Source organism: Vibrio sp. 1-1(7) (assembly GCF_013048485.1).
Taxonomy (GTDB): domain Bacteria; phylum Pseudomonadota; class Gammaproteobacteria; order Enterobacterales; family Vibrionaceae; genus Vibrio; species Vibrio fujianensis.
Map to the genome: position 1 here is coordinate 173,113 of NZ_VHSP01000002.1, position 12,971 is coordinate 186,083.

Annotated in this window: 8 protein-coding genes and 1 pseudogene; 4 read left to right on the top strand and 5 right to left on the bottom strand. The window is 44.2% G+C overall.

Annotated features, from left to right (window positions below):
• Nucleotides 1-57 precede the first annotated feature (57 nt).
• Together FKN05_RS08920 and FKN05_RS08925 are read left to right on the top strand one after the other, a co-directional pair.
• Nucleotides 58-1,905, top strand: coding sequence for an ABC transporter ATP-binding protein (locus FKN05_RS08920; RefSeq protein WP_170887341.1), 1,848 nt, complete (start codon nt 58-60; stop codon nt 1,903-1,905).
• Between the two features lie 277 nt (nt 1,906-2,182).
• A pseudogene (locus tag FKN05_RS08925) lies at nt 2,183-2,587 on the top strand (DUF445 domain-containing protein); the annotation flags it as partial.
• Nucleotides 2,588-2,650: 63 nt separating this feature from the next.
• Here the strand turns inward: FKN05_RS08925 and FKN05_RS08930 are convergent.
• The 3 genes from FKN05_RS08930 to FKN05_RS08940 form a co-directional block, all read right to left on the bottom strand.
• Nucleotides 2,651-3,412: a phosphatase PAP2 family protein gene (locus tag FKN05_RS08930; RefSeq protein WP_099610947.1), complete on the bottom strand. Its 762-nt coding sequence runs from the start codon at nt 3,410-3,412 to the stop codon at nt 2,651-2,653.
• Nucleotides 3,413-3,534: 122 nt separating this feature from the next.
• Nucleotides 3,535-4,365 carry an arginase family protein gene (locus tag FKN05_RS08935; RefSeq protein WP_099610948.1) on the bottom strand — a complete coding sequence of 277 codons (831 nt, stop codon included), beginning with the start codon at nt 4,363-4,365 and terminating at the stop codon, nt 3,535-3,537.
• A gap of 6 nt (nt 4,366-4,371) precedes the next feature.
• Nucleotides 4,372-5,106 carry an IclR family transcriptional regulator gene (locus tag FKN05_RS08940; protein ID WP_170887342.1) on the bottom strand — a complete coding sequence of 245 codons (735 nt, stop codon included), beginning with the start codon at nt 5,104-5,106 and terminating at the stop codon, nt 4,372-4,374.
• Nucleotides 5,107-5,379: 273 nt separating this feature from the next.
• On the opposite strand from FKN05_RS08940, the gene FKN05_RS08945 reads away from it, so the two are divergent.
• Nucleotides 5,380-6,726 (top strand): Na+/H+ antiporter NhaC family protein, encoded by a 1,347-nt coding sequence (locus FKN05_RS08945; RefSeq protein WP_161427268.1) that lies wholly within the window; start codon nt 5,380-5,382, stop codon nt 6,724-6,726.
• Between the two features lie 53 nt (nt 6,727-6,779).
• Here FKN05_RS08945 and FKN05_RS08950 read toward each other — a convergent pair whose 3' ends face one another.
• Together FKN05_RS08950 and FKN05_RS08955 are read right to left on the bottom strand one after the other, a co-directional pair.
• Nucleotides 6,780-8,663 (bottom strand): methyl-accepting chemotaxis protein, encoded by a 1,884-nt coding sequence (locus tag FKN05_RS08950; protein ID WP_170887343.1) that lies wholly within the window; start codon nt 8,661-8,663, stop codon nt 6,780-6,782.
• Nucleotides 8,664-9,386: 723 nt separating this feature from the next.
• The gene (locus FKN05_RS08955) at nt 9,387-11,927 is read right to left on the bottom strand and encodes a glycosyl hydrolase family 18 protein (protein WP_170887344.1); all 2,541 of its coding nucleotides are present in this window, start codon (nt 11,925-11,927) and stop codon (nt 9,387-9,389) included.
• 387 nt (nt 11,928-12,314) lie between these two features.
• Here FKN05_RS08955 and FKN05_RS08960 point away from each other — a divergent pair, with 387 nt between their 5' ends.
• Nucleotides 12,315-12,950, top strand: coding sequence for a DUF2057 family protein (locus tag FKN05_RS08960; protein WP_170887345.1), 636 nt, complete (start codon nt 12,315-12,317; stop codon nt 12,948-12,950).
• Nucleotides 12,951-12,971 lie beyond the last annotated feature (21 nt).

The window sequence follows — 12,971 nt, forward strand, 5'->3', positions numbered from 1 at the left end:
CTCCATTTCTATTATTCCTCTTAATGGCTCTTTGACCGAGTTCAATAAGGATTTTTCATGTATAAACGATTTGAAAGTTTTACCAAAGCGTTTCCGAAAGCGACCCCACAACGTCCCCCGAATACCTTGTGGGCTTTTTGTCTTCACTACACGAAAGGCTATGAAAAACCACTAATCATCATGGCATTACTCAGCACGTTAATCGCCATTATTGAAGTTTCGTTATTTGGTTTTATGGGGCAATTGGTCGACTGGCTTTCCAATAGCCAACCCGATCTTTTTTTTACCGAGAACCGCAACACCTTAATTGGCCTTACGTTACTGCTTTTAGTAGGGATGCCGCTACTCGTCGCGATTTATTCATTGTTGATTCATCAAACGCTGCTTGGCAACTACCCCATGTCGATTCGTTGGTTAGCCCATCGCTATCTGCTAAAACAAAGCCTCTCTTTTTATCAGGATGAGTTCTCTGGTCGTATAGCAACCAAAGTGATGCAGACAGCCCTATCGGTACGTGAAACCGTGATGAAAACACTCGACGTTTTCGTCTACGTGATTGTCTACTTTTCCGCGATGTTGGTTATGTTAGCTCAGGCAGATTGGCGTTTAATGCTTCCGATGCTGTTTTGGCTATGTGCTTACATCACCATTCAACTTCATTACATTCCAAAATTGAAACAAGTGTCAAGTGAGCAAGCAGATGCTCGCTCGATGATGACAGGGCGAATTGTCGATAGCTATACCAATATTATGACCGTCAAACTTTTTTCCCATAGTCGTCGCGAAACAGATTATGCCGAAGAGGGAATGAATGGCTTCTTAGATACCGTCTATCGCCAAATGCGCCTTGTGACTGGGTTTAATATTTGGGTCGAAATTGCCAACTATTTTTTGGTGTTTATCATTGCCGCTATGTCGATCTATTTATGGTCACTCAGTGCGATCAGCGTCGGTGCGATTGCGATAGCAATTAGCTTAGCACTGCGAATTAATGGCATGTCGAAATGGATCATGTGGGAAGTGGGAGCATTATTCGAAAATATGGGAACCGTGGTTGATGGGATGCAAATGCTTGCAAAACCGATTGCTATTGAAGATAAACCCAATGCAGCCGAACTCAAGGTGACCGAGGGCTCTATTGAGTTTTCTGATGTCAGTTTTCATTATGGTGAAAGTAAAACGGTTATTAATCACCTTAATTTAACGATTAAACCCGGTGAAAAAGTAGGTTTGGTTGGTCGTTCTGGTGCCGGTAAGTCGACCTTAGTTAATTTATTGCTGCGTTTTCATGATGTCGAAGGCGGAACAATAAAAATTGATGGACAAAATATTGCAGAGGTGACTCAAGACTCGTTGCGCGGCGCTATCGGTATGGTGACACAAGACACCTCATTACTGCATCGTTCGATTCGGGATAATATTCTCTACAGCAATCCCTCAGCAAATGACGAAGCGATGCGGCGGGCGGCGATGCAAGCACATGCACACGACTTTATTGAAACCTTAACCGATACCTTGGGTAATACCGGTTATGACGCACAAGTGGGAGAACGAGGTGTTAAACTCTCCGGAGGACAACGTCAGCGAATCGCCATCTCTCGCGTGTTACTTAAAGATGCTCCGTTATTAATATTAGATGAGGCAACCTCTGCATTAGATTCAGAAGTCGAAGCGGCTATCCAAGAAAGCCTGAATGAACTGATGCAAGGCAAAACAGTAATTGCCATTGCACACCGCCTCTCGACCATTGCAGCGATGGATCGACTGATTGTGTTAGATAAGGGACAAATCGTTGAACAAGGGACTCACCAAGACCTGATCAACCAGAAGGGGATCTACGCTCAATTATGGGCCCATCAGACTGGCGGATTTATTGGTGGCACAGAGGAAGAGAACCTTCACTGATGCTTGGCTTCTCAAGTAGAGTCACGACATTTCAAAGCCTCTGCCTTGTATAAAGAAGCCACAAACTGTTGCAAAAATCAGCTCGAAAGGCCAACAGACCTTGGGTTTGTTGGCCTTTCGCGATTAAATTTTGTTTGAAATAAAAGCGTGTTAATCGCGGCAAGAGGTCAATCGCCTATCGTCAACAGATTGTGCTAGCTCTTCCCTGCTCTGGCGTTTTCTCTTACTATAACTTTCTTCTTTTTTCCTTATTGTTTGATATCCAATTGAAGTCATCATGAACAAAAGTATCCTTACTAATCTTATCGCGTTATTACTGCTAGCTATCGGCAATTACTTTAACCAACCCATTGTGTTTAATGCAGGTTTATTCGCCTTTTCTGGTGCGATCACTAACTGGTTAGCCATTCATATGCTGTTTGAAAAAGTACCTGGTTTATACGGCTCAGGAGTGATCCCCGCCCGTTTTGAGGAATTTAAAACGGCGATTAAACGCTTAATGATGGAGGAGTTTTTTACCGATGCCAACATCAACCGTTTCTTAAAGCAAGAAATGAACCGTGACCAACCGCTTGATCTTGAGCCGGTCATTGCGCAAGTGGATTTCACCCCAAGCTTTGATTCACTGGTTGATGTTATCCAACACTCCTCTTTTGGTGGAATGCTGGCGATGTTTGGTGGCCTTATCGGAGTGATCGCCGCCTTAGTCCAATAATTCTGCCACTACCAAAAAGAAAATGGGCTTTCAGCCCATTTTCTTTTTCCTTCTCCAACTTAAGGACGCGATCATTTCTTCTAACCATGGGTAACGCCTTGGTATCAATAAATACACCAGACCAACAAGTAGCGTTGCCGCCCATAAGTCTTCTGGTCGATGCATTACAAGCCATAAGCGAGAAAGAGCAATCGCACTACTCCAGCTAAACAGTAACGCAACGCTGATCCAGCGTTTTTGCTCAACCAATAAACCACCAAAAAAAAGTAAACAAGTCACTGCAAAGGTGGTGTGTCCAGACGGAAAAGAAAAATCGCGCTCCTGCAGCCAAACCCGTAGACGATAAGGAGAAGTGCTATCTGCCATTAATCCAATCGCCGCTTCTTGTTGTTGGCGATCTAACCGATAAAAATGTTCTGGCGAAGGGAGAATTAGTTTTTGCACCATAACTTCGGTATATGGCCGAGGGCTATGCGTGGCCTGCTTGAGGCCGACCTTAACTAGCATGGTGAACAACAATAACAAGACTAACTGAATGCCTCGATTCAACCATTGCTGACGATGACTAGGTACTCGCCAATAGACCCATATCATGAGAACCACCAGCGTTAACACAAACCCTTCTTTGCCTGCTGTCTGGGTTAATGCAAACCAAAATCGTGTCAACCACTCGGGGCCGAAACTCGACCAGTTCACCATCGAGGTCACGCCAGTAAGTAAAACAAGCACGAGCATAAACCCAGTCAATAGCCATAATTCGGTACGACGACATGGTCGCGTTGTCAGCATCATTCTCTGGTTCCCTATCACTGTTTTTGTGCAGTTTAACCAGAAAAAATAAGAGAACTATCAGCTATCTGTCAATTTCTGTTATCTCCTTCCAACTGAAAGCAACAGCCCTGTTAGCGATGCAATCAATAAAAAGACTCTCGAGATAAATGAGCCAGTTCATCAATCATGGTTTTCGTTTGTTTGGAATAAATAAGCTTATCTTTAGCACCAATCAGTTGGATCATTTTAACTTTGCCAGACATAATCGCTTGACGCAGGACACGGAGCACCATTTGGCTATCTAAAATTTTATGTTCATCTAAACCATGACTGGGCACTAAAGAAGCGAGATCAACTGACACCACCAATTGATCACAATGTTCAATATAATGGTCGAGCTGGTTCTTGACTTGGGTACGATGCCGAAAACTACATTCTGCTTCCGTTAGCCAATTACAGCCTAAATCCTCTGCGTACTCCCAAGTTTGGCTATCCACACGCTCGGGATCGATACCAAAGTAAAACAGATGCGTTTGCTGATACCGAGACAAGGCAAAATGGTATACCGACCCTAGCTGACGATCTAATGTTTGCTTCAGTTCAAACTGATGACCAATATGAATAATACCCAGTTCTTCGTTATCTAACGCTAATAATGGTAATGCATTCAATAATAATTCATGGCAATTACCTAAAACCACGGGTAGCGAATTCATGGCTAAATGGTGACTTAATAAATCTCGAAAGCGGCTATCTGCTGGGTCTCGTAAAACCAGATGCCCAGCATCGGCATAGGTGGCATTTACTTGTCTTTGATAAAGCCAATCGGAAGCAAACTCTAAACTTTGCTGAGCAAATTCAAACTCGACTGGTGACATCGGCTTTACTTGTTCACACACGGTGCAAAACGTAAAGGCAGGAATCGCGGCGGTTGAAGGCCGACTAAGACGAGAACGTTTGAATAAACTAAGCATGATGAATTACCTTTCTGGTGGCAACGCACGAGCGGCCTGTAATACATGTAAAATGATTCGTTGCCGATGAGTTTCAACCCGATGAGCGGGTGCCATCACCGAAATCGCCCCTATCAATTTACTTCCTTTCATGACCGGAGCACTAATTCCTGAGACACCAGGATCGATCTCAGAAGTGCTCACGGCATACCCATGACGGCGAATTTTTTCTAATTCTGTCTGCCACTTTTCCATTTGGTATTCTTCTCCAAAATAGCGCAGAATTTTTTCACAACGTTGTGCTGGCATATAAGCCAGTAATACCTTAGATGAGGCACCACGAAGTAGTGGTTGGCTTTGACCCTGGACGAAGCTACATCGAAGTGCCTGCATACTTTCTTTTTGGCTGACACACAGTGCACGGTATCCTACTGGCACCATATACGCGGCCATCTCCCCAGTCTGTTTTTGTAAACGACTTAATACCGCGTCCACCGCATCCAAGTTATGCTGACTTGTTTCATAACTTCGCATCAGCAACAACGCCGCAGGCCCAATAATCAGCGTCTTATCGTGAGGACTCTCTTCAATTAAATTCCACTCTTTGAGCAGTTTTAAATGTCGGTAGAGGCTACTCAGTGGAACTTGTAGCTGTTCACTTAACTCTTTGGCGGATATCGGTACCTCGTTAACCGCCACTTGCATTAACAATTGAAGCGATTTTTCATTAACTTGACTGGCCGAAGGTTTGCTCTCATTCATAGGGTTATTTTTAGCCTTTATTCGCTTTTCACTCAAACTTTTATTCTTATATAACGAGAATCTATCGACATTGAAAGCATTACTTTCTTATAGAGTGAGAAATGAGCAAAAATAAATCAATTATCAGCATAAAAAAGAATACGTGGAGTTTGATCGCTAAAAGTGGAAAGGCCATATAAAAATCCAGATGTTTAGATGGCTATAAATTGACAAGCGACCAGGGAGCGATTAGTCTGCACACCTTTGTTATCCCAAAATTAAGTTGTTGTTTGCATGTCTTCAAATTCCTCTACCCATAAAATCATTACCCCTTCAGCCACAGCACTGATTCCGCTGTTGGTCTTTTTACTGCTTTTTATTGGAGTAGGCACCTATTTAACGTTTCAAGGTGTTGAGTTTGCCTTTTATCAATTGCCCGCACCGATTGCGATTTTACCGGCTATCATCATTGGCTTATTGCTGAGTAAGGACTCATTAAATCGAGCAATAGAACAATTTATCCGCGGTGTTGGCCACCCCGATATTATTGCTATGTGCTTAATTTACTTGTTAGCGGGGGCTTTTGCGGCGGTCGCAAAAGCGTCTGGAGGTGTGGATGCAACGGTTAATCTTGGCTTATCTGCCATCCCCACTGAAATGATTCTACCCGGTATTTTTATCATCTCCGCGTTTATTGCCACGGCCATGGGAACGTCAATGGGCACCATTGCGGCGGTCGCCCCTGTTGCCTTAGGTATCGCTGAATCATCGGGTATGAGCCTCCCCTTGACTGCCGGAGTGGTCTTAAGCGGAGCGATGTTTGGTGATAATTTATCGATTATTTCCGACACCACCATTGCGGCAACACGCTCACAGGGCTGTGAGATGAAAGATAAATTTCGTGAAAACATCCGCATTGCTCTCCCTGCGGCGCTATTCTCATTGATTGTATTCACGTTTAGCAGCGCGGCAACACAAATACCGCAAACCAATGATATTGAGTGGCTAAAAGTCATGCCTTATATCATGATCTTAGTGCTCGCAATCTCTGGAATAAACGTGTTTGTGGTTTTAACGGTCGGAATATTACTCGCCGGAGGTGTGAGCTTAGTTGACAATAATCATTACCAGTTAACTCACCTCGGGCAAGACATTTATGCTGGGTTTGGCAATATGCAGGAGATCTTTTTACTGTCGATGCTGATCGGTGGGCTTAGTGAGTTAATGCGCTGCCAAGGCGGGCTTGCTTTTTTAACCCAATATATCAGCCGAGTGATTCATCTTTTTGGTCAAAAACACTCTATTATGGCCAATAGTCGAATCAGTGAGCTTGGGATAGCGGGGTTGGTCGCCTTAGTCAACACCTGCACGGCAAACAATACGGTTGCGATTATCGTTTCAGGGGGAATCGCTCGAGAGTTAGCACAAGAAAATGCCGTCACTCCACGCCGTGCCGCTAGCTTATTAGATATTTTTTCATGTGTGATGCAAGGCATTCTTCCTTATGGTGCACAAGTGCTATTACTGGGTTCTATTTTCAAACTATCCCCCTTAGCCATTATTACCCATTCTTACTACTGTTTTGCCCTTGCCTTGGCAGCCATTGTAGCCATTTTTCTTGCTCACCCTACTGGTCGATAGTTGATGATAAACATCAAGCGATGCCAAACAGCGCATCGCTTGAACCATAAAGATTATAGTTTGAAGGCTGATACTTTTTCACTTAATTCAGCGGCTTGCTGTTTCAAGGTATTTGACTGATTCAAACTATCTTCCGCGCCTTCAGCCAGTTGTTCGGTCACATCTTTAATTGCGGTCACATTTTGCGTAATCTCACTCGTAACATGAGTCTGTTCTTCTGCAGCAGTGGCAATCTGTGTCGCCATATCGCTAATCAATGCCACTGCAGTATTAATTTCTTCCAAAGCATGCGTTGCTTTATCCGCATCTTCAACCGAATTAGCCGCAAGCCCAGAACTACTCTCCATTAGCATAACGGCTCGTTGGGTTGTCTCTTGCAGCGTTTCAATGGTTGATTTTATCTCTTCTGTTGAAGTGTGTGTCCGTTGAGACAAGACTCGCACTTCATCCGCCACCACAGCAAAACCTCGCCCTTGCTCTCCAGCCCGCGCGGCTTCAATTGCCGCATTTAACGCCAATAAATTGGTTTGTTCGGCAATGCCTTGGATGGTCGATAATACGGTAGAAATTTCTTGCGCATGCTGATTGAGAGCAGAAATAACATTACTGGCTTGGGAAACTTCTTGTGCCAAGCTATGAATTGATGATTTGGTATTTAAAACCAATGTACGGCCATTATTGGTACTGGTGGTTGAATCTTGTGCAGCATGGGCGGTTTGCTCTGCATGCGAAGCAATCTCTTGTGTTGCAGAAGCCATTTCTGTCACAGCCGTTGCCACCATAGTCACCTCCTGCTGCTGCAAACCAAGCTCGGAAGCTGATTGATTTGCTCGGTGTGCACTGTGTTCTGCTTGCACCGTTAACTGTTGTGACTGTTGGCGAATATGACCGATAAGTTGCTGTAAACTAGCAACAAAAGTATTGAAACTATTGGCGAGCTTACCCACCTCATCATTATTTTCAACGGTAATGCGCTGGGTTAAATCCCCGCTACCATTGGCAATTTGCTCAAGAGCTTGAGAAACGTTATTGAGAGGACGAAATAAGATATTACAGAGCAAGTTAAACAAGACCGTACACACCACGACGACCAAGAAGGTGACCAATAGTTGCCCCCACAACCCATCAAATAATGGCGCAATCAGTGATGAATAGTTAATCACCACCACCGTACTTAATGCTGTTCCTTCAATGGCTCGCGCAAAAAGCACATACTCCTCACCATCAATCACAACCTTGGTATCCTCACCAGAGCGCTGAGCAGATTGGATCTGATTAAAACTTAGTCCTAATTCTGAAACGCTTTTATTCAATAATTTAGTATTAGCGTGGGTAAAAATATTGCCCTGCTTATTAACAATAAACATGTAACCTGAACCCGGTAAAATAACCTGTTTCATGCTATTGAGAATGTCAGTGATCTCAACATCAGCTCCTAACACGAGCAACTGACCATGTAAGTTGATCGCCTTACCTAAGGAAACCACATTCGCCCCTGTCGCTGCCGCTACGGTTGGGTTATCCATAAATACTTCATTGGGGCTAGCTTTCGCATTGATATACCATCCCCATTGCCGAGGATCGTCATTTCCTGGCGGTAAAACCACACCATTCGCGTTATATTGCGAGCCATCAGGATAAGCGAGAAAAACATTATCAAATGCAGCCGAATGCTTTACCTGTTTTAAATGAGTCACGATGGCATCAGGCTTAACCTCTTGCGATAAAGAAGTTAATGCGCGTTCTTTTGAAGATAACCAATCCGTCACATACAGATTATAAGAAGCAGTGGCACTTTGCAGACGTTGTTCAACTTCGACATCCAAACGTCCCAATGCCGAATTAAATGAAACCGCTTCAACTAATATGCCCCCGATGATGATGGCCATACTGGCAGAAATGGCCAGTTTATTTTTTAATGATAGGTTTTTGAACATATGCAACCTCGTTCGTTAATACCGTGTATACCCTTCCTACTTGAATCTGCAGCGGTGTTGGCTACGTTCTTTCACCCCAATCCCATCGCCTATCTATGCTGATGGGGATGGTGAGAGCCATTCCTGACTCTCACCAAAGGCCAGCCTACGGCTGGTCAAATTGGTTCCAGACAAATTTGTTACTCACTTGCCACCGACCTGCAACGCCAAGTGGTTTGGGTATTCTTCTATTTATGAAGCACTTTTTATTAGATGTGTATTATAATTTTTAGCCTCGAAATTAATGCGAACTGACCAACGTATTGGTTTATTTTTTACTAAAAATAATAGAGATGAAGATTTACAACCAATGAGTACTGACGAGATAAATCACATAAACGATCAAGGGCAGTTCATCGCTACATACAGCTCGGTATCGATAGATCTTTCGCTTGAGCTTGCAGTAACTCAGGTTATTATTATGACTATAGTTGATGGCGATAAAAGTGCGGTATCGGGTTGATAAAGTGTGAGCTATTCAAATAAAAAAGCTGATTATTTGATATGGAAAAGAAGAAAAAGGTCCTATCCCAAGGTATTCGAGTTAACGGTATTCACAACGTTTGTCCTCCCAATCCTATCGTTTACCGATGCTCATGGGAGGAGCTGACTTACCGCTTAACCGCTTATTTGCCACGCTGAGTCATTTAAGTCTCACTAGTCGGGCAAAATAAAGCGAAGACATTATTGTGTGGTACAGCCGGCCAAGCCAACCTCTTTCCACACTCCCCAAGGGCCTGATTGAGCAGGATCATCCCCTTGAGTCCACCATCTGGCCTGCCAAACTTTGCCAGACCAAACGACTTGATCACCACCAACGTATACCGCAGAAGCATCCCAAAGGTTTTCACATTGCTCCTCTGCGCTACTCGCCAATACAACCACTAAAGCTGTCGCAGATGAACTTGCTTCTCCATCGCTCACGGTTACAGTAAAGCTAAGCGTCGTCTCTTGTGTATATTCTCCTGCCGTAAAGAGCACGTGATCGCCTTTAATTTGTGCATTAAGACCGGCTGGGATTTCCCAACGATAAGTCAATGGGTCTTGATCAGCATCACTTGATGCCGAAGCATCAATCACAATAGTATCGCCAGCATGAACTTGACTTGGCGCGCTAATGATGGCGACAGGAGGTGTATTTTCAACCTCGCCCTCAACCGGTTTTACCGTAACTTGTACGGTGGCTGAGTCGCTCGCCCCCTTGTCATCGGTCACGGTCAGTTTAAAGGTGAATACTTCCGTGACTCGCACTTCCCCGATCGTGAAATTCGCTTGTACTGCATCAGCATGCTCTAACTGGACCGCTTGGCCTGATACTTGCTGCCATTGATACTGAACAATCGTACCATCACTGTCTTTTGATGCTTGTCCATCAAGCATGACGGTAGCTGGGCCTACGACTACTTGTGCAGCACCTGCATCTGCCGTTGGGGCTCGATTAACCGGAGGAAGAGCGCTTCCTGATAGCCCTTCATGCATCGCATTTAAAATATCGCCGTTATCTGCGTCAATTTCCCACGAAAATAACCCTCCTAAGCCAAGCTGTCGAACATAGGCTCCTTTCGCTTTTACTGAGCGTTCATCATCGAAGGTAATCAACTGTCCTGTAGTACGGTTCCATACCCAAGGTGCTTCAGCTTGAACGTCATAGCCATACTCAAACCCGTTAATACCTGTATTATTCGGGCCTAACATATACGATTTGATGCCTTTATAATCAATGACGCCATCTTCCCAAACCCCTTGAGCCGTTGACCCTGTTAGCTTGCCATTTCCGACACCGGTCATCGGATCGGAAGGATCCGTTAATGAGGTTGGCATAACCCCTTCCCAACCTCGGCCATACATCGCGGTTCCCACAACGATTTTATCGGCAGGAACGCCTTGTGCCAGCAGTAACTGAATGGCGTTATCGGTGGTATAAGCTGGGCCTTTATACGGTTCACCATTTTCATCAATTCCCGTTCCATCGCACTGACCTGGCCGCATAAAGCTACCACAATAAAGAGCCGTTTGATGGCCTAATACGTTATTCCACCCTCCATAAAAGTCGTAACTCATGGCAAAGAGATGATCCATATACTGGGTGGCTTGTCCATAATCAACATCTTCGAGTTTGTCGTGGCCGACACCAATTGCAGAAGTAAGTTGATAGGTTCGTCCGGTTTCTGCCTCTAATTCATCCAGCATCACTCGTAACTCTTGCATCAGCGCGATATATGCTGGGCCATCATGAATGGGGTCACCAAGATCGGAAGCTGCCCCACCGCCGCCTGGAAATTCCCAATCAATATCAACACCATCGAAAAACTTCCAAGTTTGTAAGAAACGCTTAACCGAAGCGACAAAAGTGTCGCGGTTGGCTTTGGTAGTAAAATCATAGAAAGGATCAGACAAGGTCCAACCGCCAACTGACGGTAAAATCTTCAAATCAGGATAACGCTGCTTAAGTGCCATTAACATCGCATAGTTGCCTTTGATCGGCGAACTGTATTGATGACCGGCTTGAGGAAAGCTTTTCTGATAAGCCGCCCACGGATCATGAATCACCACTTCATAATCTGGAACGCCCTGACAAGCGGTCATCAAGGCATTGTAACTATTACCTCCCACCGATTTCACCGATTCATTCGGGCCACAAATAGGAATAAAACCGTATAAAATATGGGTTAAGTTCTGCGCTGGAATATTATCTACCGTATAGTTACGCCCATAAATCCCCCATTCGACAAAATAGGTTCCCACAACGGTATTGGGCTTTAAAGAGTAGCTTTTATTATTAGGATCCACATTCATCGACAAGGGAGTGAGATGCGAACCATCAGTATCCGCGATAACCAGTTCGACGGGAGCACTTGTGCTGCATGAATTGTCATCACATGCTGCAATTTCCAACTGGTAACGCCCACCTTTCTCATACGTAAAGCGAGCCGTCGTTTGACTTCCTGTGATGGCACCAGAAGCAACCTCTAAGCCATCAAAGTATATTTTATAAGTATCGCCGGTTTCACCGCTCCATTGGTTAAAGGTAAGGTTTATCGGAGCTTGATCATGATATTTCACCATCTGCTTGTAACCGGCAGTGGTTTCCATCGCGAGTTCTATTTTCGAAAATTGTAGGTTGTTCGAGCCATAAATATCAATGCTCGGGGCTGCAGGCGCTGCCATTACTGCTCCCGAAAGCGCTAACGTAATGCTCGCAGCACACAGAGTTATACGGTTCATAGTGATCTCTCTTCCTTGTTATCCAATTGCACTCAAAATGCGTCATAACTGCTCTTTTATAATTAAAAAAAGCATCAAGAAAGAGTATTTGACAACCACGCGAATTTTGAAAATTTCGTGCTAGAGTTTACGAGTGACTACGACCATTGCACAGGGAAAATTCAAGCCATTGCATGACAAATTCAACCTTGAGCCAAGAAACGGAAAATATCCTTAAACAAAATAGAGAAATAACGCTCTTCGACTACCCCACCAATCAAAGGCTATCTTAAACAATGAAATTTTAATGACCAAGCAAGACCTTCCGGTGATAAGCGCTTGATTTTCTCACCGACAATCGGCAACCTCGTGATTGATAATGCGTAAGCGGTTAAAAGGATAACCCTGATGAATAAAATGAAATCTTTATCATGCATTATGGCGATGCTACTTAGTGCTTCAGCCATGGCAAAAGTCACGATAGAAATTCCAGATACCATCGATCTACTGGTTGTAAATGGAGAGAAGCCACAAGTTTCTGGTGGTTTTTTTTCTGCCAATAAAACCATTAACTTAGAAGATGGCGAGCAACAAATTGTTTTTCGTTACCAGCCCTATTTCACTCAAGGAAGTGATCGCGTTCGGGTTGAAAGTGATGTCATTGTGGCCGCGTTTCAAGCTCAAGAGCAAACGTTAACTTTCGAGATGCCTCAATATCGAAATGCGCTTGATGCTGAAAAAAATATTAAATCCATGGCCTGGTCATTACTTGATGAACACCATACGGCCATTCCGCTACGTCAAGATCGTTTAATTAAACCGGGAATGCAAATTGGACGAGATTACCCACAAGAGATCTTTAAGTATAATTTGGAAGGTGGCCCAGCTGCGATTGCGATGGTATCAACGCTTCCTCCCACAACAACAGCAAACCTTGATCATCCGACAGAGACGACTGCTGAAGAAATGCTGCACTTTTGGTATAACAAAGCCGATACCGCAACAAAAGCACGCTTTAAAGCCTTTATCATGAATAATCAATAATATGAATCCCCCATCAACACC